Source organism: Corynebacterium rouxii, assembly GCF_902702935.1.
Classification (GTDB): domain Bacteria; phylum Actinomycetota; class Actinomycetes; order Mycobacteriales; family Mycobacteriaceae; genus Corynebacterium; species Corynebacterium rouxii.
Genome location: NZ_LR738855.1, coordinates 679074 through 703664 on the forward strand (window position 1 = coordinate 679074; position 24591 = coordinate 703664).

At 53.5% G+C, this 24591-nt stretch carries 18 protein-coding genes; 12 read left to right on the top strand and 6 right to left on the bottom strand.

Features of this window, described 5'->3' with window-relative positions; all coding sequences use genetic code 11:
• Positions 1 to 609 precede the first annotated feature (609 nt).
• Positions 610 to 1062: a hypothetical protein gene (locus CIP100161_RS03550; protein ID WP_155871963.1), complete on the top strand. Its 453-nt coding sequence runs from the start codon at positions 610 to 612 to the stop codon at positions 1060 to 1062.
• Here CIP100161_RS03550 and CIP100161_RS03555 read toward each other — a convergent pair.
• The gene (locus CIP100161_RS03555) at positions 1059 to 2318 is read right to left on the bottom strand and encodes an Rv3212 family protein (RefSeq protein ID WP_155871964.1); all 1260 of its coding nucleotides are present in this window, start codon (positions 2316 to 2318) and stop codon (positions 1059 to 1061) included. The genes CIP100161_RS03550 and CIP100161_RS03555 overlap by 4 nt on opposite strands.
• The gene (locus CIP100161_RS03560; protein ID WP_155871965.1) at positions 2315 to 3625 is read right to left on the bottom strand and encodes a DEAD/DEAH box helicase; all 1311 of its coding nucleotides are present in this window, start codon (positions 3623 to 3625) and stop codon (positions 2315 to 2317) included. Before CIP100161_RS03560 ends, CIP100161_RS03555 begins: the two co-directional genes overlap by 4 nt.
• 266 nt (positions 3626 to 3891) lie before the next feature.
• On the opposite strand from CIP100161_RS03560, the gene CIP100161_RS03565 reads away from it, so the two are divergent.
• The 8 genes from CIP100161_RS03565 to CIP100161_RS03600 are packed head-to-tail and all read left to right on the top strand — an operon-like array spanning position 3892 to position 16185.
• Entirely contained in the window at positions 3892 to 4119 is a 228-nt protein-coding gene (locus CIP100161_RS03565) for a DUF3107 domain-containing protein (RefSeq protein ID WP_004567139.1), read from the top strand.
• A 2-nt stretch (positions 4120 to 4121) separates the two neighbouring features.
• The gene (locus tag CIP100161_RS03570) at positions 4122 to 5000 is read left to right on the top strand and encodes a DUF3152 domain-containing protein (protein ID WP_155871966.1); all 879 of its coding nucleotides are present in this window, start codon (positions 4122 to 4124) and stop codon (positions 4998 to 5000) included.
• Positions 5001 to 5022: 22 nt separating this feature from the next.
• A complete protein-coding gene (locus CIP100161_RS03575) occupies positions 5023 to 5880 on the top strand; it encodes a TIGR02569 family protein (protein ID WP_155871967.1) in 858 nt (285 codons plus the stop codon).
• 3 nt (positions 5881 to 5883) lie between these two features.
• The gene (locus CIP100161_RS03580; RefSeq protein ID WP_155871968.1) at positions 5884 to 9066 is read left to right on the top strand and encodes an ATP-dependent DNA helicase; all 3183 of its coding nucleotides are present in this window, start codon (positions 5884 to 5886) and stop codon (positions 9064 to 9066) included.
• Positions 9060 to 12290, top strand: a complete 3231-nt coding sequence (locus CIP100161_RS03585; protein WP_155871969.1) for an ATP-dependent helicase — start codon at positions 9060 to 9062, stop codon at positions 12288 to 12290. Before CIP100161_RS03580 ends, CIP100161_RS03585 begins: the two co-directional genes overlap by 7 nt.
• Before the next feature lie 44 nt (positions 12291 to 12334).
• Entirely contained in the window at positions 12335 to 13423 is a 1089-nt protein-coding gene (locus CIP100161_RS03590) for a potassium channel family protein (protein WP_155871970.1), read from the top strand.
• 31 nt (positions 13424 to 13454) lie between these two features.
• Positions 13455 to 14141: an NAD(+) diphosphatase gene (locus CIP100161_RS03595; RefSeq protein WP_155874516.1), complete on the top strand. Its 687-nt coding sequence runs from the start codon at positions 13455 to 13457 to the stop codon at positions 14139 to 14141.
• Positions 14134 to 16185 (top strand): ATP-dependent DNA helicase UvrD2, encoded by a 2052-nt coding sequence (locus CIP100161_RS03600; RefSeq protein WP_155871971.1) that lies wholly within the window; start codon positions 14134 to 14136, stop codon positions 16183 to 16185. The genes CIP100161_RS03595 and CIP100161_RS03600 overlap by 8 nt, the downstream gene beginning before the upstream one ends.
• Here the strand turns inward: CIP100161_RS03600 and CIP100161_RS03605 are convergent.
• Positions 16130 to 17023: a hypothetical protein gene (locus CIP100161_RS03605; RefSeq protein ID WP_155871972.1), complete on the bottom strand. Its 894-nt coding sequence runs from the start codon at positions 17021 to 17023 to the stop codon at positions 16130 to 16132. The genes CIP100161_RS03600 and CIP100161_RS03605 overlap by 56 nt on opposite strands.
• A gap of 35 nt (positions 17024 to 17058) precedes the next feature.
• On the opposite strand from CIP100161_RS03605, the gene CIP100161_RS03610 reads away from it, so the two are divergent.
• Positions 17059 to 17580 (top strand): M48 family metallopeptidase, encoded by a 522-nt coding sequence (locus CIP100161_RS03610; RefSeq protein ID WP_010934510.1) that lies wholly within the window; start codon positions 17059 to 17061, stop codon positions 17578 to 17580.
• Here the strand turns inward: CIP100161_RS03610 and CIP100161_RS03615 are convergent.
• Entirely contained in the window at positions 17577 to 18968 is a 1392-nt protein-coding gene (locus CIP100161_RS03615) for a zinc-dependent metalloprotease (protein ID WP_155871973.1), read from the bottom strand. The two genes, CIP100161_RS03610 and CIP100161_RS03615, sit on opposite strands and share 4 nt — an antisense overlap.
• Before the next feature lie 80 nt (positions 18969 to 19048).
• Between CIP100161_RS03615 and CIP100161_RS03620 the strand changes: the two genes are divergently transcribed.
• Positions 19049 to 20101, top strand: coding sequence for a YlbL family protein (locus tag CIP100161_RS03620; protein ID WP_155871974.1), 1053 nt, complete (start codon positions 19049 to 19051; stop codon positions 20099 to 20101).
• Between the two features lie 11 nt (positions 20102 to 20112).
• On the opposite strand, the gene CIP100161_RS03625 is transcribed toward CIP100161_RS03620, so the two are convergent.
• The gene (locus CIP100161_RS03625) at positions 20113 to 20820 is read right to left on the bottom strand and encodes a hypothetical protein (protein WP_155871975.1); all 708 of its coding nucleotides are present in this window, start codon (positions 20818 to 20820) and stop codon (positions 20113 to 20115) included.
• Positions 20821 to 20871: 51 nt separating this feature from the next.
• Entirely contained in the window at positions 20872 to 21375 is a 504-nt protein-coding gene (locus CIP100161_RS03630; RefSeq protein WP_155871976.1) for a PPA1309 family protein, read from the bottom strand.
• 172 nt (positions 21376 to 21547) lie between these two features.
• On the opposite strand from CIP100161_RS03630, the gene CIP100161_RS03635 reads away from it, so the two are divergent.
• On the top strand, positions 21548 to 24511 hold the full coding sequence (locus CIP100161_RS03635) for a UPF0182 family protein (protein ID WP_155871977.1): 2964 nt from the start codon (positions 21548 to 21550) through the stop codon (positions 24509 to 24511).
• Positions 24512 to 24591: the final 80 nt, after the last annotated feature.

The following is a 24591-nucleotide window of genomic DNA, read 5'->3' on the forward strand; positions in this document are numbered from 1 at the left end:
TTTAACAGAACAGTTCGAGGGCACACGAAACTCACATTCCGACAGTTGTTGGCTGGGGAAGGTGGCAGAATCACGCAAGGACTCACGTCATGCATGCTGAGTGAGTGCGGTGGGGGTTCTTTGTGTGCCTCAAAGCTGGGCAGGTAACACTTGTTCCTGCCTGAGGTACTTGGAAATAATGGCATGTCCGCTCGCGCTTGGGAAGGGTTAACGCTTAAAAAGTGTTAAGTATCACATTTTGGGAGTATATTGCTGTCGGCCTCAGAAGGTATGTTGGGGTGGGTTTGCTATGGCTGTCTAAGAATCAAAACGCCGCTTCCAGTAGTTTTAGTTTTTATCTTTGGGTATATCGGTGGGATGGTCGTGATTGTGGGGTCAAATCGCAGATTCGGTAACCCCCAAATGGGAAATTTTGTCAGTCCTGTAAGGGGCTGCTATTTCTTAGTGAAAATTAATAAATTTGATTAGGTGTGTATTAGGGGTGCGGGCACGAGGGGGCGTCGAAACGCCGTTACGCTGGCACTAAAATGGCAATAACGTGGTAAAAAGTTGCGTGCAATTGGGTTGTGTGAACCCCAGTTGGATAGTCACTGCACTACACTCTTCAGGGTGAGCAGCGAACAAAACCAACCCAATGATTACGCCCCCCTAGGCGCGCTTCCGCCAACGACAATCCGAAACGCTGGGATCATCGCTATCGTGCAGTCCGTTATCGGCCTCGGATTTGCGCTATTCCTTGTGCTACGAAGTATTACTGGCGCGCCAGAGGAATCTATTGTGTACGAAACCGATACTGCAGTCACCTCGGTGGGAATAGGTACAGCGATATTTTTTATCATCGTGTTTGGAACTGTCATTGCAGGCGCAATCATGATGATGCGTGGAAAGCGCTGGGGTCGTGGTCCCGTCATCATGCTTGAAATTTTATTGCTACCCATCGGTTTTTACATGATCAGCGGGCACGCTCTGCTTCTCGCTGTGGCCACCTGTGCCTCGGCGATCGCAACCCTTGTGTACTTGTTCAGTCCCCGTTCCCTCGATTGGGCAGCGCGCAACTACTAGCGGAAAATAACAACTTGGTCCCCACGTTTTTCCACGATGTGGGGTTCCGCAATGCCCATTGACACAAAGCCGGCATAGCCGCCGCGATCGACTGGGACAGTACGGATTACCTGTCCAGACATAGGTTCGATCTCGGTCCATCCTTCGGCTGTGGGATAAGCTACGTGAGCTCCGAGGCTAACTCCGGTGCCGATAGCGTCGGGAAGCTCACGCTCTACAGCGAGGGTGTCGGGGCGCATTAAATATAGCGTGTGATTGTGATACCACGTGATGTAATGTGTTAAATCGGCAACGAGCGGCGCAGTATTCGTGATCTCTGGGGCTTGGGGGATCTCATGACGCGCGACTTCATGCCCATGCGCGTCGAAGCTAATAATCGCAGGCGTGGGGGAGTCTACGGCTACCGCAGCGTTTGTTTGTCCCACCGCAATAACGTGGGCGGTGGTGTCACCGAGATCAATATCTTGAGTAATTTCTGGTTGTCGAGAATCTTCCGGTGTTGTCTTTTGCAGGCGTAACCACGATGACCCTTCGCAGGAATCCACAACGGCCAACAGATCTTTTCGAGTCAGTGCAGAAGTAATGCTGCAGTCTTCGTGCGGTTGTTGGTGGGCCTCCTGCTTAATGGGGACGTCACCGTATTCCACGGTGCGTACTAAATCAGAGCGCCACAGTTCCACGCGCTGGTCGGAGACAATACCGACACGATCATTGGACATAATAGGGGAGACATTTTCGCTTGCCGACGCACTTCTCGTCGCCGAATACTGTCCTGAGCTGGCAGATACTGCGACCACATCGCCACAGCCGCGGCCCGTCTTATACGTCATCACCACGTCACCCCATGCTTGAGCTAGCGAGCACAGCGGTACGTCGCGGGAATAACTCCACACTGTGCTGCCATCATCAGGGTCGATTGCGGTTACGGTCATGTCTTTATAGGAAATGACTAGGCCTTTGGCAATGATGGGCCGCGGCGACCAAGGATCGGCTGGAAGCGTTTTTAAAGGAGTTGCTTCGGCGGGTAATGCAGTAAGTGCTCGGGGTGCGACGTAGGAATCCTGTGCAGAATCTGATTGCGATGCTGCCGGTGTGAGATGTGAATGCCTCGCAGGTGCAGTTGCCCATACGGTGGCCACTGCGCCCGCGCACAACACCGAAACGATTGCTGTGGCAATATAGTCGCGCCGACTTCTTTGTAGTGCGCCTGGCTTACGGCGCTTACGACGAGGAGTTCCCTGGTCGGATGGTTTCATGAGCGCTTTCCAGATTTGCTGCTGGGGCGGCGTTGTAAGCGTGGTGAACGGCTCTTATCAAACTTGCGGGATCCGATCGCTGTGCGGGAGCGCCCTACGGAATCGGTGGCGGTATCGGGAATATTGAGGGCTTGGAATAACTCGGGCGAGGTGGAAAACCACTGTGGCGGTTCAGGTTGACCGAGTTGGAGTTCGTCGTTAATGAGCTGCCATTTAGGTAGCTCATCGTAGCCTACAAGTGTGACGGCTGTTCCGGTGTGTCCTGCGCGTCCAGTGCGTCCAATGCGGTGTACATAGGTCATCGGATCATCGGGGGTTTGGTAGTTGATCACATGGGTGACGTCGTCAATGTCAAGGCCACGGGCCGCCACGTCTGTTGCTACCAAAATGTGGGCTTTGCCGGTGCGGAAAGCGTCGAGGGAAGCTTCTCTGGCTGATTGGCTCAGATCGCCGTGAACGCCGGCGACACGGAATCCTCGTTGCGCTAAGTCGTCTGCTAGTTCAGCGGCTGTTCGCTTGGTGCGGGCGAAGATAATAGTTTTTCCACGACCCTCTGCCTGTAGAATGCGTGCTGTGACCGCTGACTTATCCATACGATGGGCTTGGAAAATTACCTGTGTGGTCGATGTGTGAGTTTGTGCTGCCCCAGTATCTTCAGCGCGGATATGCACAGGCTGGTGCATAAAGGTGCGAGCCAGCGTGACCACGGCACCTGGCATCGTTGCTGAGAAGAGCATTGTTTGATGGGGATGCGTCAATGCGGCAAGTAACTTCTCAATATCTGGGAAGAATCCCAGATCGAGCATCTCGTCGGCCTCGTCAAGGACCAAGACGGCCACGTGATCGAGCGCAAGGTTGCCACGTTGATAGAGATCGATGAGGCGGCCTGGGGTGCCCACCACTACATCGACACCGGACTCTAACTGCGCAATTTGTTCCTCGTAGGGCCGTCCACCGTAAATTGTGGCCACTGTGATAGGGATATTGCGAGAAAGCAGCTTGAGGTCGTCGCCTACTTGGTGGGCGAGCTCGCGGGTAGGAACAATGACGAGTGCGCGTGGGGTTCCGTCGAGTTCTGCAACGTCTGCTGCATCAAAAACGCGATCGATAAGAGGAACGCCAAATCCGTAGGTTTTACCCATGCCGGTTCGTGCTTGGCCGATCAGATCACGGCCATCCAAAGCAATAGGTAGCGTGAGCTCCTGAATGGCAAAAGTTCTCTTCACGCCTACGGATGCCAAGGCGTCGGTAATTTCTCGGGCGACGCCCAACTCTACGAAGGTCGGTTGTACAGATGCTTCAGACACACCACTGATACTAACGGGTTTATCTAGATATCGTCTCGCTCGGGGGTCGAATCTGTGGGGAGTAGCCACGCATCACAACGTCATGGAAGTTCAATAACATGAACAGGTGGGTAGCTGTGGGTAGCTAGGGAATTCCGTGGAGATGTGTCTAGCTTTGAAGAGGAGCTGGGGTGGAATCAACGAGCAGACTATGATGTTGTGAGATCTGTACTTTAACCGAGGCTCTATAACTCACGTTAGGCCGAAACAAGAGGAGACTAAAATATATGGACATTAAGATCGGTTTTTCAGACTCGCCTCGTGAGCTCGTGGTTTCCAGCCGCGAAGACCATAACGAGATCGTCGATCGTATCCACAATGCCCTGCGAGATGCCGAGGGCGTCCTTGATCTTGTCGACGACCATGGCAACCGTTACCTAGTGCGCAATGCTCGTATCGCCTACGTTGAGGTAGGCTCCACTGCTCCTCGCACCGTCGGATTCGCGGGAGCATAATTGTGACCGACCCACACGCTGAAAGCTTCTTCGTAAGATTTGCCCGAGACTACGGTTGGCGTGCCTACGCCATTCCCGTACTCGCGGTTATCACCGTGTGGGTGCTCATCGACGTCTTCCGCGCCCCAGCGGAAACCACGACTATAGCAACTGTCGGTGGAGCTCCTACCGCCACCGCAACATCAGTGCAGGAAAAAGGGCCAGATCCTGCAAAGCAAAACCGTCCCGATATCGCTATTACAGAATTGCCATCAGGGCCGGAATTTACCCAAAAGGGTGAAGGTACCTACCGCACAGTAGGAAACGCGGGAGCCCATGCTGGCAAAGACCGTGACAAAGTATTTACCTACGTCATCGAGGTAGAAAACGGCATTAACACCGCCGCCTATGGCGGTGACGATGCCTTCGCTGCAATGGTCGACGCCACCTTGACTAATCCAAAAAGCTGGACACACGATAAGCGCTTTGGCTTCGAACATGTGGATGCTAAGGCAGTAAAAGACCCAGATCTTCGTATCCAGTTGTCCTCCGTTGACACTACTCACGGCCTCTGTGGAAATAATATCGCAATGGAAACGAGTTGCTTCTATGGAATAGGCAACCGCGTCGTGATTAACGAATCCCGATGGGTGCGTGGTGCAAAACCTTTCCAAGGTGATCTCGGCGCCTACCGTCAGTACCTGATCAACCATGAGGTAGGGCATGGAATCGGCTTTGCCAACCATGAACCATGCGGTAAAAACGGTGAGCTCGCGCCCATCATGATGCAACAAACCCTCTCATTGTCTAACTCAGAGCTGTTTGCCATCGACGCGAATGAGATCTATAACGACGATGGAGCCGTGTGCTCGGCCAACCCATGGCCGTATCCATTCGCCTAACCCCTCCTAGAAAGAGCAACCAATGGAACTGCAGCAGCTGCCACAACATGTTCGCGATGCCTTCCATGCCCCCAATACGACTCCCCGCCAACTCGGTGTCGCCTGGGACTACGGCTGGCGCGTAGGCAACGTGGCATTTAGCCAAGTAATCCATCCCGATCGCTCTGCTTGGTCAGCGCGAGTGCGCGACAAACTCCAGCCCCAAGGTCTACGAGTTGTACGTCCGCTGAAATCTACTGACGGGCGCTACATCAACGCAGGTTGGCGTGCAAATTCCTTCGAGGAAGGTACACTTGCGCGTCGGGTAGATGAAACTGTTGTTGCTGCCCTGCGTCTCGACACCGCCCTTGCCGCCATTGATGTTCCTGATTCCTTTTCGGAGCCGGATAGTCACGATCTGTTTTCGTTGGCAGACCATAGTGCGTGGGCTCCTGAACCAACAGTGGCGCTAGGAGTTACACCGGATGCGGAGGCGGTGTTTCTTAACCCTGCTCAGCTGACAGCCCAGAGACTATTGCCAAAGATTGTTCTTTTGCTTCGTGATATTGACGCCCCGGTCCAAGTGACGCACGCTGATATGTTTGCCACCACAATTTATTCCGGCAATCAAATGCCGGTGGTTACTGACCTAGTGGGGGTAGCTCGCCCCTATGGGTACACAGCGGCAGTATGCATTGTCGACGCCCTCTTGGCTGGTGCGGTAGACGAGGGCATTATCGATCGCTTTTCGCATATTCAGCACCGTGACCAGCTATTATTGCGAGCTTTGGTTTATCGCATAGCCGTTCATGCGTTGCATCCAGAATCAACTTCGAACACAGGTACGAATTTAGAGTGGGTGTCTCAGACCATAATGTCACGTGCGTCTGTCACACTATGAAGCATGGATGCGTTTTCTACTCCGCAGGAATCACTGACTGAATCACCAGACGTTGTAAGCGAAGACCTCGTCACAGGTATTCCGCCGCTGCAACAAAGCTTTGTCTACGCGCAGCGTCCGCGGGTAGAAATCGTTTATAACGAGCACACCGAACCCATCCGAGAATGGAATAATCAGCTATTCCAAGAACAACGTGGCACCTGGCGGGTGACTGGTGCCGCAGGCGCGGGCGTGAGTACCTTGCTTATGGATACCGTTGCAGAGCGCATCCGCCGCGGTGTATCACCCGAATCCATCATTGTGGTGGCAGCATCTAGAGAATCCGCAGCACGCTTAAGGGCTGGAATCGCACACCGTATTGCTGATGGTTCCTACACGTCACCTGCATCTTTAGTGCGTTCGGTGCACTCCTTAGCTTTTGCATTATTGCGATCGCTTAGCGACGATCAGCTGCGCCTGATTACAGGTGCCGAGCAAGACGCAGTAATCCGAGAGCTTCTCCAAGGTCATGTGGATAACCCCTCATTAGCCGCGATATGGCCGGCAGAAGCACGCCCAGCCCTCGGACTTATTGGGTTCGCACGCGAAGTCCGTGATTTTCTTCTCCGCAGCGGGGAACGTGGACTAGAACCGGAAGATCTCGAAGAATTAGGTGCTCGCTATGGTCGCCCTATGTGGACCTCTGCGGGAAGCTTCATGCGCGAATACCAGCAGGTTATGCGTTTGGGTGGGACGCATAGTTTGAACGCTTCCGAGCTGGTCAGCAAGCTGATGCGCTTCGATATTCCTGATATGGGATGGCGCACCATCATCATCGATGACGCACAACACCTTGACCCTCAATCGGCACAATTTCTGCAAGCTCTCATGCGTTATGCGGATTTCACCGTTATTGCAGGAGACCCACAACAGTCGGTGTTCCATTTCCGTGGTGCCACCCCTGAGTTCCTGTTGCGAACCCCCGTTGACCAAGAGCTGACCTTATATTCCAGTTTCCGGCAGCCGACGGTTGAAGCCAAAGTCCTCGGAAGTGCAGGCGATCAGTCGGAATTTGTAGCAGACCTCCTGCGCCGGTCACATTTGCTAGAAGGAATTCGCTGGAACGACATGGCCGTTATTGTTCGTTCAACAGCAGATATTCCATCGCTTCGGCGAGCATTGCTTTCCGCTGGTGTACCGGTACAAGAAGATCCCTCTGACATCATCTTGAGCGAGCAGCGTATCGTTTCCGCACTTATGCTTGCCGTGCGAGCGATTTATCAAGAGTTGTCTGCCCAAGAGCTCGAAGAATTGGCGTTAGGCCCAATAGGCGGTGCAGACACAGTGACGTTGCGCCGTCTGTTTCGAGGGCTCAGGAAAGCAGAAATGCATGCCGGTGGGAATCGCCGTGCAATCGAGATCATGCGTAAGCTGATTGATCCCAAAGAGTCGGAAGAACAAACCCAGCTGCGAGAGCAGGTAGAGGCAGTTCTCACTGATCGAGAACTTGCAGTGGTGGATAAAATTCGGGCCGTTTTAGTACGCGGTGCGCAACCTGGCAGCGTGGAAGAAATCCTCTGGGAAATTTGGGATGCTTCTGCACTGTCCTCGCATTTACAGACTGTCAGTCTGCGTGGTGGCGTGCGGGGTGCTCAAGCAGATCGCGATCTTGACGCCGTCATGGCGTTATTCGATGCAGCTGGTGACTGGGTTGAACGTCGACCAACCGCCTCTATCACCTCCTTTGTTCGTCATATTGCAGAACAAGAACTTCCTACCGGTGTTCGTGATCGACGCCTTGCTACTGCCGAAGCGGTGCGAATCGTCACCGCACACGGATCGCTCGGGCAGCAGTGGCACACAGTCATCGTCGCAGGTGTTCAAGAAGGAACGTGGCCATCGCTGCAGGAAACTGGCACCTTATTTGGTCAAGAAGACCTCATCGACCTAATAGACTCTGGGATCGAGCCCAATACCTACATTTCTCGCTCCGCAGAAAAACTAAAAGAAGAAAAACGACTCTTCCATGTAGCTCGTACTCGAGGAACTCATCGCGTAGTGATCACCGCAGTGGAATCCCCAGAATCGGATACTGCTGCCGAGCCTTCTCGCTTTTTACAAGGAATCGCAGAATCAAAAGAACAAAGCCCAACAACAGACTCTGAAACCGCAAGCGTTCAATCCGAGTTTGATACAGAAACTGTCCATCTCGATCAATACGTCCGTCTGCTCAGTGTTCCATCGATTGTTGCTGAATTACGTCGTGAGTTAGCCAATTCAGACTCACCCCAGCGACGTCGTGAGCAGGCAGCACGCCAACTTGCGCGGTTGGCACTCCATCAAGTTCCAGGCGCTCGGCCTGAACAGTGGTGGGGATTTGGTGGGCCATCAGAAACCACATCATTGGACATCAGTAAGGTGTCCCCATCGTTGATCGAAAATGCCTTGCTCTGTCCTCTGCGAGCGCGGTTGGAACGATTGGTAGAAGAAGAAAACACGCCGATTCACATGCTCAAGGGCACCCTTGCGCATGCTTTTGCCGAAGCCATCGGAAGGGGAGCAGATCCTGCCGAAGCACAACAGCTTGTGACCCAAGCGCTCGAGGTACTGCTTGATGCCCCAGCATGGAGTCTCCCGCAACACATGGCGCAATGGTCCACCATGCTTCAGCGGCTTGCTCATTGGATCGATGTATCAAACGCACAACGCGACCTCATCGGCGTAGAAGTCCCAGTCAACGTCACAGTTGCCCCTGGAGTTGAACTACGAGGACGCATTGACCGCCTTGAGCGAAACGAGTCTGATGAATATCACATTGTCGACTTTAAGACTGGTAAACAAGCCGCGACCAAAGAAGAAGCCAATGATAATAAACAGCTCTTGGCGTATCAGCTAGCACTGCATCGTGGGCAGCTTGTACACCGAGACGATGAACCAGCGATCGTAACCGCACCTGAACAACAAGGTCTTGCCGTTGATCAGGCAGTGTTGGTTTATCCCGCAACTGATACCAAATCAGTGACTACGAGGGAACAAGCTCCCAAAGAACCAGAAGAACTAGAAAAATTCTCTGCTACGTTGCCGGCGCTCCTTGAGAGCTTGTCTGGTCCACAACTCATCGCACGTGTTAATTCACGGTGCGAGCAGTGCAAGATCAAAACGATGTGCCCCGTTCAACCCGAAGGAAAGATGATCCCAGAATGCTAAGCCCTCAGGAACTCTCACGAGCACTGGGACAAAAGTTTCCCCCCACGCCGCAACAAGCAGATGTTATTAGTGCACCCCTTGCCCCCACACTCGTGGTTGCTGGAGCAGGTGCAGGAAAAACGGAAACGATGGCCGCCAGAGTAGTGTGGCTCGTTGCTAGTGGACTCGTCGACCCCGATCGTGTCTTAGGACTGACATTTACGCGCAAAGCGGCACAGCAGCTGTCCAAACGTATCCGTGATCGTCTTGAACAACTAGCAGGCATTGATAACCTGCGCGATCTAGATCCGACAGGCGCATTGGCTACAAAGCTAGAAGCGATTGCTCCCACCGTATCCACCTACGACTCCTATGCAGGGCGCCTGATCAGCGAATACGGTTTGTTGCTTCCTGTAGAACCTTCGTCGCGTCTTATCTCCCAAACAGAGTTATTCCAGATTGCGCATTCGATAGTGTCTGCTCACACAGGTGCACTCAACACCTCGAATTCCCCCAACACCGTGACCTCTACGCTGATGTCTTTGGTTTCGGAAATGGACAACCACATGGTGTCGCCCCCAGACATCGAGGAAGAATCAGCGGCATTTCTTGCCATGATCGAAGATGTCGAAGCAACAAGTAAACGGGCACCAAGCAAAGAAGTGTATAAATGGCGCGACACACAGGTACTGCGCAATGAACTTTTGCCGCTAGTTGTACAGCTGAAAGCTTATCTAGCAGAGAACCACCTCATGACCTTCGGCGAGCAAATGTCATTAGCAGCCCGTCTTGCTGAAGAAAACCCACAGGTGGGAGCGTCGCAACGCAATAGGTATCAGATCATCATGCTTGATGAATATCAAGATACCGGCCACGCACAGCGCGTGCTTCTTAAAAGTCTATTTGCTGGCACTGCGGTCACCGCAGTTGGTGATCCCATGCAATCTATCTACGGCTGGCGTGGCGCTACTGCAGCCAACCTTGAAAGATTCCTCACAGACTTCGGATGTGATGGTGCTCCCGCTGCCAAAAAAGAACTCACCGTGTCGTTTAGAAACCCTCCTGAGGTTCTCGACTTAGCTAACCGAGTATCTCGGGAGCTGCTGGGCGTACCCGAAGACCCGCGACGACCAGTGCAACCCCTCGAACCAGGTCCTGCAGCATTAAAAGGCACAGTGAGATTGGGTTTTTTCCCATCGATGGACGAAGAGCGCTCCTATGTTGCTGACCAATTAGCGCAAGCCTATGAGCAGCGCAGCAGTGAGCATCCGTTTACCGCGGCAGTGCTTGTTCGCAAACGCAAGCACTCGGCTGCGATTGCTCTGGAATTACAACAACGTGGGGTTCCAGTAGAAATTGTCGGACTCGCAGGACTACTCGGTATTCCTGAAGTTGCGGATTTAGTAGCTATTGCCACGTTGCTGGTGCGTCCTTACGATACTCAAGCCGCTATGCGTATTTTGGCAGGACCCAGCGTTGGACTTGGCATGGCCGACCTCATGGCTTTGAGCGATCGCGCCTACAACCTCAGTGGCCGAGATCGGCGTGTCACAACCAAATTATCGCGTGATCCTCTTGAACGGTTAAAGCAGATCATTGCCGATACAATTCCCAGTGACCAAGATTCTATAGTGGGTCTTGCAGAAGCAGTGGCTGACCTCGATGAACGCCTCGACAGCAGCGATGGGCCACGATACAGCGCGAAAGGCAGTGAGCGGTTACGAGCGCTTGCCGCACGACTGCGCTACCTACGCACCAACAGTCTAAGCAATTCCTTGCCTGATCTTTTCACAGACATTGAACGAATATTCGGCATTCGCACCGAGGTACTACAACGAGAAGACCCTCGTAGTGACGGAGCAACCGGAACAACGCATCTAGACCGGTTTGCAGAAGTTGTTCAAGATTTCTCACGCATCCCAGGCGCCAACCTTGGTCTGCTTCTGGACTACCTCTCCCTGGCGGAATCTGAAGAAAACGGACTTGAACCTGGTGAAGTACAAGTTACAGCTGACCGTGTCCAGATCCTTACCGTGCATAAAGCCAAAGGCCTGGAATGGCAACACGTTGCGGTTTTGCATGCCGACGCCAACACCTATGTGGCCAAAGCTTCGACATGGCTGACAAACGCTTCAGCTGTGCCTTCAGCACTCCGCGGTGATGCAAAAGGCGACGAGGATCTTGTAGGCGCGCCCGTTTTTGAAATCGATACCCCAGAAACCGCTGCAGAACTGACAAAAGCAGGAAAAGCGCATATTGCGGACTTTAAACAAGTAGCCGCAGAAGAAAATGCGCGCCTGTTTTACGTAGCGATCACCCGTGCAGAACAACAAGTCCTTGTTACAGCATCTGCGGACCCTTCAAAGAAACGACCAGTCTTGCCCTACGAGTATCTCACCATGCTGCACAATGATTTCCCAGACAGCGTTGAAGAATGGCATGAACGTAGTGAATCACAAGATTATGTTCCACCGGCACCTGAAGAAGCCGTATTTCCACCCAACTATGCAGTTGCGGGGGCAGAAGAAGTATTTGCCGCTATGCAGAATCCGCCAGATCTGATCAGCGACGATGACTTGTTTGAACGCTGGGAAAAAGAAGTAAGCGCGCTGATCGAAGAACATGAGCAGCTCTCTGCACCTGTCGTCACCGTCGATATTGGAGTAGAACTTACCGCTACCGATATCGTCAACCTTGCCAAGAGCCCGGAGAACTTTGCTCAACGCAGACGACGCCCTGTGCCATTCAAACCTAATTCCTATGCTAAGCGAGGCACAGCATTCCACGAATGGTTGGAGAATCGTTTTGGTGCAGAGGCCTTACTTGATGAATCAGAACTGCCAGGAATTGGAGAAGAACTCGACGATTCTGACCTCGATAGCTTGAAAGAAGCATTCCTTGAAAGTGAATGGGCAGACCGTACACCAGAGCACGTTGAGCACCCCTTTGAAGTATCAATTGGGCACCACATAGTTCGTGGGCGCATGGACGCAGTGTTTAAAAACCCCGACGGACGATGGATAGTCGTCGATTGGAAAACCGGTCAGCCGCCTACAGACAATCACGAAAAAGAATCGGTAGCGATGCAGCTGGCAGTTTATCGACTCGCATGGGCACGACTCCAAGGAATTGATGTGGATCGAGTCGACGCAGTATTCCACTATGTGGGCAGAAATGTGACATACAGGCCACAACAATTACCTGATGGGGAAGAACTTGCATTGAAACTAGACCCAAGCGTGTAGTCTTGACTAGCAATTTGGAAAGATTCTAGGAGCACTCAACGAATATGTCGGCAAAGCCATTGCCTAATCGCGAAACCTACAGGTTCCGTGGAAACGACGAGCTCACCGAGCTGCCCGAGCACACACTGCTCAACATTATTCGTATCCCCGGTAACCCCTTGGTCAGCCCTATTCGTCTGATCGCACGGCGATTTGGCTATGCGCTTGCGCTCATCATCATCGTGGCGCTAGTGGTGTATCTCGACGAAGGAGGGTACAGCGAGCACCTGACCTTTATCGATGCGCTGTACTACTCAGCGGTATCGCTATCAACCACCGGCTATGGCGATATCACCCCCATTACTCAAAGCGCCCGATTGCTCAACATCATTATCATTACACCGCTGCGCCTCGCATTCGTGATCCTCTTGGTCGGTACCACCTTGTCGGTGCTGACAGAAGAATCACGTCGTGCATGGAAGATTCAACGCTGGAGAAAACGAATGCGTAACCACACAGTTGTTATCGGATACGGAACCAAAGGTCGCTCGGCCATTGCTGCACTGCTGGCTGACGGTGTAGCCCCCAAAGACATCGTGGTGGTTGATACCGACAGCGCAGCGCTGGAAGCAGCAAACAACGCTGGTCTAGTCACCGTGAACGGTTCGGCTACTAAATCGGAAGTGCTCAAACTCGCCGGCGTTCCTAAAGCAAAAGCAGTGGTGGTAGCCCCCAACATTGACGATACTGCCGTGCTGGTCACGCTATCTGTACGAGAGCTTTCCCCTAGCGCATGGATTGTTGCAAGCGTGCGTGAATCGGAAAACCAGCACTTGCTTGAGCAATCGGGAGCCGATTCTGTAGTCATTTCTTCCGAAACCGCAGGCCGCATGTTGGGACTTGCTACCGTAACTCCATCGGTTGTGGAGATGATGGAAGACCTGCTGTCCCCAGACGAAGGCTTCTCTGTTGCAGAGCGCCCCATTGGTGAGGACGAAGTAGGCGCTAACCCACGCCACCTCGCCGACATCGTCCTCGGAGTGGTTCGTTCTGGAGAGCTGTACCGCATTGACTCCCCAGAAGCAGAAACAGTAGAACCAGGTGATCGTCTGCTCTATGTTCGTCGTGTGTTTAGTGAGGATGTTCGCGATTAACACCTGCCTTCGTGTCGATTCTGCAGGACGCGTGCCGGTAGTGAACGGCACGCCGGTGACCAGTACAGCTTGCTCACATAGCGGTGCTACCTACCCAGTGACAAGTACGCTCTGTGTTCAGCGTGTATCAACAGCTGAGGCGAAGGCCGTTACAGGAGAAAGCGCACGAGTCACAGATAGCTGGGTTATGGAAGCTATCGCCGTACTTCGCCATCGGGAGAGCACTCTTTTTGATCCGCTTACCGGCCGTCCACTGACATTTCACCCCGATCGCATAGCAGGAGAAACCGAAGCAGGGGCAGAAGTCTTTCCCCGTATCGATCCTGCAGTGATCGGGCTTATAGAACTTGCAGGACAAGGCCGCATTCTCATCGCTGAAAACGCACAGCGCCCAGGCTTCTTTTCACTCATCGCAGGCTATGTGGGACTCGGAGAAACCTGCGAAGAAGCCATGGCGCGAGAAGCCCTCGAAGAAACCGGACGTCGCATTACCCAGGTGCGCTATGTGCGCAGTCAGCCTTGGCCCTATAGCGGGGCCCTCATGATGGGCATGGTGGCAACCACAACCGATGAGCACCCCATACAACCCCTTGATGGTGAGCTCGCGAGGATAGCATGGGCGTCGCGACGTGAGCTTCGTGAAGGTGCTTTTACCTTGCCACATCGAAATTCTTTAGCGTTCCAATTGATCACAGAATGGGTGGGACAACATGATTAACTTGGATGATCTTGATGATGACCAGCGAGCAGCCGCCGAGGCGCCGCGTGGTCCGGTAGCCATTTTGGCTGGTGCGGGAACAGGCAAAACGAGAACGATCACTTACCGGATAGCGCACTTGATTGACCGTGGCATGGCAAGCCCGCACCGCGTACTCGCAGTGACCTTTACGCGTCGCGCTGCTGGGGAAATGCGGCACCGTCTTGGGCTGATGGGCGTTGGAGGTGTACAAGCCCAAACATTTCACTCCGCAGCGCTGCGACAGCTGCGTTACTTTTGGCCACAAGTAGCCGGAGATTTGCCATGGCGGATTGTAGACAACAAATTTTCCCTTGTAGGTCGCGCGACTCGTAGCGTCGGGGTGGAATCATCAACCGAAAATGTTCGGGATCTACTCAGCGAAATTGAGTGGGCCAAGGCAGCACTGATCACTCCCGATAACTATGTGGAACGTCTCAACGGGCGCAAGACCCCAGTAGCGGCGGAAAAAGTTGCGGAAGTCTATCGGAGATACGAGCAGTCGAAAACAGCACCGGAAGGAATGCTGCTCGACTTTGATGACTTGCTGCTTCATACGGCCGGAGCCATCGAGAATTCTGCTGCTATCGCAGAGGAATTTCGGCAACAATACCGCACGTTTGTTGTCGACGAGTACCAGGACGTGACACCACTACAGCAGCGGGTCTTAGACGCATGGCTTGGTGAGCGTGATGACTTAACCGTGGTGGGCGATGCCAATCAGACGATCTACTCGTTTACAGGTGCGTCACCAGACTACTTACTGGGGTTTTCTCGCAAGTATCCCCACGCCACGGTGGTGAAACTGCAACGAGACTACCGTTCCACTCCGCAGATCACGGACCTAGCCAACCGCGTGATCGACCAAGCAGTAGGCCGAATCGCAGGTACTCGGTTGGAATTAGAAGGAATGCGTACAGCAGGACCACAACCAGAATTCCAAGAGTTCAGCGACGAACCCGCAGAAGCACACGCCGTCGCCTTGAAAATCAAGCAGCTTCTAGCACAAGGCATGCCTGCTTCCGAGATCGCAATTTTGTACCGGATTAATGCTCAATCTGCGACTTTCGAACAAGCCCTCGATGATGCCGGAATTGTGTATCAAGTTCGTGGCGGTGAGGAATTCTTCCAACGCTCGGAAATCAAACAAGCAATGTCAGAGATCATTCGGGCTACCCAACGCGATGATCTTCCCGACGCCCGAGGAGTAGACCTAGAGCGCATTGTGCGCGCAATCTTAGCCCCGCTGGGACTAAGTAAACATGAGCCAGAAGGCGCCCGTGCACGCGAGCGTTGGCAGTCCTTGGAAGCCCTTGCAGAATTGAGCTTGGAGATCGGCCAAGCAACACCAGACTTAAACCTCCAAGGGCTGTTGGCTGCACTGAACCAGCGAGCAAGCGCGAAACATCCTCCCACCATGCAGGGAGTTACTTTGGCCTCCTTGCACGCAGCAAAAGGCTTGGAATGGGACGCGGTATTCCTCGTCGGGCTTGTCGACGGCACCCTGCCGATTTCTCATGCGATGAAAGCGGGTGATCATGCCATCGAGGAAGAACGTCGACTGTTTTATGTAGGTGTGACCCGCGCTCGAGAGATTTTGTATTGCTCGTGGGCAAAAGCTCGCCAAGAAGGAGGACGTGCAACACGAAAGCGGACTCGTTTTTTGGACAGCATAGTTCCTGAACTCGATGTTTCCTCCGTACCACCACGCTCTAAACGGCGCCAGCGCTGCCGTGTATGCGGTACCACATTGAATAGTCCTGCCGAACGTATCGTAGGACGTTGCGACCAATGCCCCAGCGGAGTTGACGGAGAGGTGTTTGAAACTCTGCGGAAATGGCGAGCGGACACAGCCCGTGAACTCAACGTTCCGGCCTATATTGTGTTCACCGATGCCACCTTGCATGCGATTGCCGAAAATCTTCCGCAATCCGCCGAAGAGCTGATGCAGATTTCTGGAATAGGGCAGGTCAAAGTAGAACGTTTTGGCCCAGGTCTGCTAGAAACGCTTGCTCAGTTCCAGTAAGCGGATCACAATCCCAACGGCTCGACCAACATAATGGGCATCGAGAATGCGGACTCATGATTTCAGAAGAAAGCTCCCCGTCGGGGGAGACGCGGATAACCAGCCCCGCTGTGACCGTGACGCGTTGGCGAGGTTCACTCAGCTGTTCTACCAACCGCGTTACACGTGCGGCGGTCGCATATGTTAATGCCGCAGGTGCCGTTAGGGGAGCAGCGGCATTTTTTAACAGTGCCGGCCTTTGCGGATCTGCGTCGCTACGGTAGAGATCTGTGCAGAGTCCACAGGGGCCGCGGCCGTCGATACGCACCGGTCCGATAATGGCATGGTTATCCATCAAGCCCACAGGAATCATGGTTTTTACTTCCACCAGTTCTTGGGCGATATGAGAAAAACTGGGAGTGGAGTTAACCCAGATAAGAGGAACCTCACGAGATAACAGGGATTCCAAAGTCATACAGCGTTGAATAGTGTGTGCTTGGACCACACTGATACCAGCACTGCCCAGCACCGCTTTTGTCGGCGCGACCAGCGGTCCGAATCCGCCGACAGCAACAGTGAGGTTTCTTGCTACGGTCGAGAGGACTCGGTGATGCAGGAGATCGTCGATAAGCCCGCGGGCCGCCACGGGTTGTAATCCGGCCTCTGTTAGCTGTTCGATTGCGGTTGTTTTTGCAATTGGCTGCCAGAAACCGCGTAATACTTGTACGATCGCAACAATAAGGCTTTCTGGCGCAGCAAAAATGCCTGCGTTGGCTGAGTCGAGTCCAAATTGAATACCTTCTGGCCGTAGCAGCACTTGGGCGTGCGGGCTAAGGCTTATGAGTCCCCCCTGATTCATGTCCACTATTGCACCACAGAAAGCGGGTTGCTGTCATGTCCAAGCGAACAACCCCCACCTATCCGGTCGAAGTGATCCGGTCGGATCGACGTACTCGGACTGTGTCGGCACGCTTAGTGGGTGGCAAAATTCTCATCAGAATCCCAGCGTCGATGTCAAAGAAGGACGAGAAAAAATTCGTCGCTGAAATGGTGGATAAAGTGCGCACTAAAACGCAGTCATCAGCCCCTACAGATGAGGCATTACTTCACCGTGCACAGCACCTTAACCGCACGGTGTTAGAAAACCGTGCCACGATCGGGTCCATTCGGTGGGTAACCAACCAAACACGGCGCTGGGGGTCGTGTTCTCAGACGACGAACGACATCCGCATTTCGCACCGGTTACAAGGCGTACCAGATTATGTTCTCGATGCCGTGATCATCCATGAGATGGTGCATACCTTTATCGAAGGTGGTCATTCCCCAGAATTTTGGCAGTGGGCAGACAAAGCCCCCAAAGCTGAACGCGCCAAGGGATATCTTGAGGCGTGGCAGCGCATGGGGGACGTTGGCTAGTCGTTCTTGGGGGAATCCTCATCAGGATCGGAGGGGTTTTCTCGCTGTTCCTTTTGTTGCTCTTCAGACTGCTGGGAGAGCATTTCTTCGAGCTTGGTGATCTCTGCGATGGGATCAAATTCATCGGCTGAGGCGGTATCGAGTAGGCCGTCGATAAATTCCGCAGAGTTGTCTAGGTCTTCAGCAACAGGGAGGAAATCGGGGTGGTCCCACACGTGGTCGCGCTTCTCCATCCCCACGGCTACGTCTACACGACGCCAAAGCTCTTGGGCTTCTGCAACTTTGGGAGCGCCGAATTCAATGCCCACCACCTGGGCGAATGCTTTTTCAGCGGAACCGCCAGTTGCGCGACGCCGCCGCCATGCTTCATTCAACGCTGCAGTCGAAGGAACACGGGATCCCATTGCCTCGGTGACAACGTGTTCGACCCAGCCCTCGATCAACGCGAGCAGGGTTTCAAGACGAGAAACCGCATTAGCGTTACGAGAAGTAATGCGAGGGCTCATATCCAAGTTCTGCATACGCTCCATTGCCTCATGAATGGCGGCAGGATCGCCGGATTCGAGGTTCATTTCGCGCATAGCTTCTTCGATATGGGAGGTGTCAATGACCAAACCGGCAGCATACTCCTCAACGGAGGCGACGATCTGTTCAGCAAGCCATGGAACGTGACGCAACAATCGCTGACGCGCAGCTTCACGCGCAGCAAGGTATACCAGCACTTCACGCTGTTCGATCTTGAGTCCTTGGGTTTCCTTGCGCACGTTATTGATCATCAGCGCAGTAACACCAGCCGGTGCGATAGGAACACCAAAATCGGTGCCAGAAAGGGTCTGAGTAGCAAGATCGCCTAGAGCATGGCCCAGTTGCATGCCAAAGTTTATACCCGACATCTGATTCATCATTTGCATCATGGGGCCGACCATTTCACGCGCTTCCTCAGGAAGGGAATCGAGCTGAGCCTGGGCCATATGCTCGGCAACAGGAGTGACCATGCGTTTCCACATCGGCAGGGTGTGCGTGAGCCAATCGTTAGCCGACCACGCCTCGACTTTGTTGCTGGCAGTAGGCAAGATGGTGGCGTCGTCAAGCCAAAGTTCCACGAGGTTAACGGCCTCGGTGACGGCCTTGGTATCTGCCTCTGTGGCGGCAGAAGCCTTCGCCGATTCGATCTGCTGGCGGGCAATGCGTTCTGCTAGAGCGTAGTTGACAGCGCCTTGCCCTTCGGGGGAATTCATGGACGAACCCATGCCGGACAGCATCTGTCCGAATTGATTAAGCATGTCCCCCAAGCCGCCGGAACCAAACGGGTTGGAGCCACGGGAGTTGTCATCGTCGTCGCCGCGCCCACCGAAGTTGAAGGAGAATCCGAAGCCATTGCTATTCATGGCATAAACGGTACAGAAAAACCCGACGCTGGCGCCATGATTGGTACAACGCTGTCAGCGAACATGTAACCTTGTCTCTCGTGAAACGACGCGTGAACACTCTCGTCCTCGGCGCAATCCCCGTGGTCGCATTGGCAGCTTTGGTAACTCTGGACCATATTCCAGGCACCGACATTGATCTCACCGTGCCCTATGCGGCTGAAGGCCCAGGCCCCACCGTGAATACCTTGGGTGAAGTTGATGGCAAACCCGTAGTCAATGTTTCTGGTGCAGAAATTGATAAAACTACTGGAAACCTCAACATGACCACCGTTTCCGTGCGCACACACTTGACCCTTGGCAAAGCGCTGGGACGGTGGCTAATCGCCCACGACACACTCGTGCCCATTGAGCAGATCTTCCCTCAAGGAAAAACGCCTGAGGAAGTTGACGAGGTAAACAAGGCCGCTTTTAGCACCTCGGAGGCATCGGCAACCATCGCCGCGATGAATCAACTACATAAACCAGTAGACACCGTGGTCGCGCAGATCAGCCCCGAAGCCCCAGCTGCCAAGGTAATGGTAGAAGGAGACGTGATTACGCAGGTTGCAGGAGCTAAAGTAATCGGACCAAGCCAAGTGCGCGATGCGGTGCGCGCGAAAAAACCAGGCGAGACGATCTCCATCGGTTTCCTTCGCGATGGCAAGCAATTGACTAGGGAAGTCACGTTAGGCAAACACCCCGAGGACGACAAAGTCGCGTTCCTTGGCGTGAGCATGACAGCACGGCCTGCCGACGGAATCACCGTCGACTATAACCTTGAAGATATCGGCGGACCTTCTGCAGGTTTGATTTTCTCCCTCGCGGTAGTAGACAAACTTAGCCCAGGCGAAATCAACGGAGGTAAATTCGTTGCTGGAACCGGAACCATCGACGACGACGGCACAGTCGGTCCCATTGGCGGCATTCGCCATAAAGTACGCGCAGCGCGTGACGCCGGCGCCGAGGTATTCCTCGCCCCAGAGAAAAACTGCAGCGAGGCAATCAAAGGAAAGCCAGGTGACATGGTGGTCATCAGCGTTGATTCGCTTAGCGACGCCATCCACCAGCTGGATAACTTCAAAGCTGGTAAAGAAGTAAAAACCTGCTCATAAAAAGCAGCGTTTTACTTTGAGGAAGGAGTCGGTTCCGCAGTCGACTCCTTTTTTGGTGCTTGTGCAAGACCCAACTCATAAATGTGCTCGGCAGGATCGACCTCGTCAGTGGACACCATCTGCTGCATGACAAGCCCATTATCGTTATCTACCACGGTAATAACCGCAGTACCGCCAAGAGTGGACCATCCCACCACGCGGCGGCCAGTGTCCTCAATAACCCGAGAACTACGCAGCTCGGTTAACAGTTGAGTCGTCGAAGCTGCTTTAGCATCGGATTTGAAAAACTGGAACTGGCCGACAGCATGCCCCGAGCAAGCCATCGAGTTTTGTACTCCGTTGGCATCGCAGGTATCAAACTGGGCAAAAAGTGATTCCGGAGCTAGCGCCCCGAACTGCTCAAATGCCTGCTGAACATTTTTGTGCTTTGAATCCAACTTCGGAGGCACGCTGGTTGATGCTTCGGCCTGTGAAGAAAGCGCAGATGTTTGTGCTGTGCTATTTGCCGAAGAGCTACTCGATGTAGCGGAACTAGGTGCAGCACTACTGGTTGCAGATGGAGATTGCGCAGTTTGTGGAGTCGTTTGTGGTGCGTCTGGCTTATCACCAGAACATGCGCTCACACCACTAAGCGCGACAACAACAGCGCACGCGCTAACGCAACGGACCACCACGCTAGAGCGCTGCACAGTAGCAAAACCTAAAGGCACGAAAGACACCAAGACCAATCTTTAATGAAGGGGTGAGGACACAAACTATAAAGAACTATCTTAATCGAGAGTGGCGCGCAGCGCGGCGATAACGCCAGGGGCTACACCTGGGCCACCACGCAATTCGATGTCATCTTCTGCAAAGGGGCCGCGTTCTGCGAGTTCTTCCTCTGTTGGGCGGATCTGCAGCAAGGTCAGGTCGGCGTCGCCACGCAGTACTCCGCTATACAACCGCGCCGGGCGTGCCTCAGCGTTTTCTGCGGAAGAATCGCGAAACATGATCTCCTGTGCGAGCACAGCACCCACAACCTGTTCCGGCCAAGTAATCCGTGAAACGTAGTCGCCCAGTTCTTCAGAACCAGGGCGAATGTGCTCAGGGAGGTTGTCTTGGACAACAAGCGCGAGCGGGGAGTCATCGTCATCAGGCAGCGCTTGGCCGATGAGTTCGGCGGGAACCAACGCGAACAGGGTAGGGGGAGCATCCCAGCCTTCTGCATGGATGAAGTCGACGGCTTCGAGCATGGCCTTATTTAACGCCTGAGGTGGGTACTGCATGCCACTCATATCAATTCCTTCGCAATCACGTGACGGCAAACTATCGTAAAGTAGGACATTACCTTTGCTAGCTCAGAAAGGTGGCACCTGGGTTGTCATGAGCGCGCAGTTTTAGGGCTGCTTGCTCGGCAACGCTATGGTGGACAAAACCTAACTGAAAAATAATTTAAGGAGTTCCAAGTTGGCGACCGGCTTTACGCGCCCAGCTGCTGCACCGAAGCGGCCGCAACGGCGATTAACGTGGTTGATTCCACTATTGATGATTTTGGGAGCACTCGTTCCTACCGTTGTTGGCCTCTACACCGACTGGTTGTGGTTCGGTGAAGTTGACTTTAGGGGGGTGTTTAACAAGGTCATTGCCACCCGCATCGGGCTCTTTGTAGGGTTCGGGCTTCTCGCCGGAATCGTGACATTCTTCGCCGGTTGGTTCACATACCGTGGCCGTCCCGATGAACTTGAGTTCTTCGATCCTGACAGCCCCGTCGTGCAATACCGCGCAGCCGTAGAAAAGGGAGTGCACCGCTTCCTTATCGTGCTGCCTGTAGTCATCGGCGTTGCCGCAGGATTCCTTGGCCAGCAGGCATGGCAAACTGTTCAGTTGTTCTTCAACCGCCAAGACTTCGGCGTTTCTGATCAACAGTTTGGGATGGACTACGGATTCTATGCGTTCACACTGCCGGCATTGCGTCTGGTAGTCAGTACGTTCTCTATTTTGCTGGTCGTAGCATTCCTCATTGCGTTGGTGGGGCACTACCTGCTGGGTGGCATTCGTGCGGGTAACCAAGCCGCAGGCGTGAAAGGATCGATCACCAACTATGCCAAGGTGCAGCTTGCTGTCACCGGTGGGCTGTATTTGCTGGTTCGCATGGTCAGCTACTGGTTGGATCGATACTCCTTGTTGAACAATTCTCACGAGACTTTTACCGGCGGTAGCTACACCGATATCAACGCTGTGCTGCCTGCCAAGATTGTGCTCTTAGTTATTTCAGCAGTCGTGGCAATTTCGTTCTTCTCTGTGATCGTGACCAAAGATTTGCGTATTCCTGCAATCTCTACAGTGTTGATGATCGTGAGCTCGTTGGCTATCGGTAACGCCTGGCCAATCATGATGGAGCGTTTCTCTGTTTCCCCAAACCGCGCCGAAAAAGAATCCGAATACATTTCTCGCAATATCGAGGCAACCCGCTACGCCTATGGCATTACCGACGATGCCGTGACCTATAAAGATAACTGGGGAGCCAAGGGTGCTTCCTCAGAAAAGGTCGCTTCGGATTCTGCAACGGTGAGCAACATTCGTCTGTTGGACCCAGAGATCATTTCTCCAACATTTACCCAGCAACAGCAGCTGCGTAACTTCTATGGATTCCCCAAGTCGCTTGCGATGGACCGTTACGTTATCGACGGTGAATTGCGCGATTTTGTTGTGGCTGCCCGCGAGCTCGACCCCAATGCTCTGAAAGAAAACCAGCGTGACTGGATCAACCGACACACTGTGTATACACACGGCAACGGAATTGTTGCGGCACAAGCAAACCAGGTTGATGAAGTTGCGCGCGATGTGGGATCAGCTCGTGGCGGTTACCCCGTTTACACAGTCTCTGATCTGCAGACTACGGACAAAGAAGCTCAAGAACTCGGCATCGTGGTCAAGGAACCTCGCATCTACTACGGTCCAGTGATTGCTTCTGCTACTGATGGTGCTGACTATGCCGTAGTGGGCTCCGAGAATGATTCATCGGTGGAATACGACACAGATTCCTCCACCTACACTTATCAGGGTCAAGGTGGCGTGAAAATCGGCAACGTGATCAACCGTGCTGCTTTTGCCATGCGTTACCAAGAGCTGAACCTCATCCTGTCGGATCGTGTGAACGGCAATTCCAAGATTTTGTACGATCGCGATCCTCGCGAACGCGTTCACAATGTCGCTCCTTGGCTGACCACAGATTCCACCACCTACCCAGCTGTGATTGATGGCCGTGTGAAGTGGATCGTTGATGGCTACACCACGCTGACATCTTTGCCATACGCCCAGCGCACCTCGCTATCGGAAGCAACGAACGATACCACCGCACAAGTAGGAAACAGCGCTCAGCGCCTAGTCACCGACAATGTTGGTTACATCCGCAACTCGGTTAAGGCAGTCGTGGACAGCTACGACGGCAGCGTTGATCTTTACGAGTTCGACGAAAAAGACCCAGTGCTTAAGGCATGGAAGGGTGTTTTCCCAGGCACGGTGAAGGCAAAGTCTGAGATCTCTGAAGAGCTCATGAACCACCTGCGCTACCCAGAAGATATGTTCAAAGTGCAGCGTAAGATGCTTGCGCGTTACCACGTTGATGATGCCCGTGACTTCTTTACCAATGACCGCTTCTGGTCTGTTCCTTCTGATCCTTCGGCAACTGAAGGTCAAAAAGATGTAGCACAGCCGGCATACTATGTTGTCGCTGCTGATCCAGATACCGGAAAGCCTAGCTTCCAGCTGATCACGCCATTCCGTGGCCTCCAGCGTGAGTACTTGGCAGCGCACATGTCGGTGAGCTCGGACCCAGATAACTATGGCAAGATCACCGTCCGCGTTCTGCCAACCGACACCCTGACGCAGGGACCAAAGCAGGCCCAAGACACCATGATGTCATCTGATCAGATTGCGTCTGATCGCACCTTGTGGAAAGACACCAACGATCTGTTTAACGGCAACCTGTTAACTCTGCCAGTAGGTGATGGCGACATTTTGTACGTGGAGCCTTTGTACTCGCAGCGTAAGAACCAAGCCTCGGCATTCCCTAAGTTGTTGCGTGTTCTGGTTTCGTACCAAGGCAAGGTGGGGTATGCCCCGACGATCGCTGAAGCTCTCTCTCAGGTAGGTATTGACCCTAAAGAAGCTCAGGATCTAGGAGAGGCTAAGGGGCTCAAGCCGGAGGCCCAGAACGCTGATAAGCCAGGAGACAAGGAAAACAAGGGGCAAAGCACCCCTTCCGCTCCAGCATCGGGTACGGGTACGACCGGTGAGGCAATTGGCAAGATTAACGACGCACTGACCAAACTGCAGTCGGCAAAGAATGGTTCTAACGAAGAGTATGGCCGTGCTCTTGACGAGCTAGACAAAGCCGTGGAGGAATACCGAAAGGTTGCGGGGCAGTAGTAGTCAGTTGCTGTTGCTAGTGAGAAATTGAGCTAGAAACATCCGGTGAACAGCGGATTTGTGTTGTTTGCCGGATGTAT

Excerpts from the sequence above, each read along its gene's own strand:
- CIP100161_RS03605 (WP_155871972.1), bottom strand. The coding sequence starts at position 17,023 with ATGAATCAGGGGGGACTCATAAGCCTTAGCCCGCACGCCCAAGTGCTG.
- CIP100161_RS03590 (WP_155871970.1), top strand. The coding sequence starts at position 12,335 with ATGTCGGCAAAGCCATTGCCTAATCGCGAAACCTACAGGTTCCGTGGA.
- CIP100161_RS03615 (WP_155871973.1), bottom strand. The coding sequence starts at position 18,968 with ATGAATAGCAATGGCTTCGGATTCTCCTTCAACTTCGGTGGGCGCGGC.
- CIP100161_RS03585 (WP_155871969.1), top strand. The coding sequence starts at position 9,060 with ATGCTAAGCCCTCAGGAACTCTCACGAGCACTGGGACAAAAGTTTCCC.
- CIP100161_RS03600 (WP_155871971.1), top strand. The coding sequence starts at position 14,134 with ATGATTAACTTGGATGATCTTGATGATGACCAGCGAGCAGCCGCCGAG.
- CIP100161_RS03630 (WP_155871976.1), bottom strand. The coding sequence starts at position 21,375 with ATGAGTGGCATGCAGTACCCACCTCAGGCGTTAAATAAGGCCATGCTC.
- CIP100161_RS03555 (WP_155871964.1), bottom strand. The coding sequence starts at position 2,318 with ATGAAACCATCCGACCAGGGAACTCCTCGTCGTAAGCGCCGTAAGCCA.
- CIP100161_RS03565 (WP_004567139.1), top strand. The coding sequence starts at position 3,892 with ATGGACATTAAGATCGGTTTTTCAGACTCGCCTCGTGAGCTCGTGGTT.
- CIP100161_RS03575 (WP_155871967.1), top strand. The coding sequence starts at position 5,023 with ATGGAACTGCAGCAGCTGCCACAACATGTTCGCGATGCCTTCCATGCC.
- CIP100161_RS03610 (WP_010934510.1), top strand. The coding sequence starts at position 17,059 with ATGTCCAAGCGAACAACCCCCACCTATCCGGTCGAAGTGATCCGGTCG.
- CIP100161_RS03580 (WP_155871968.1), top strand. The coding sequence starts at position 5,884 with ATGGATGCGTTTTCTACTCCGCAGGAATCACTGACTGAATCACCAGAC.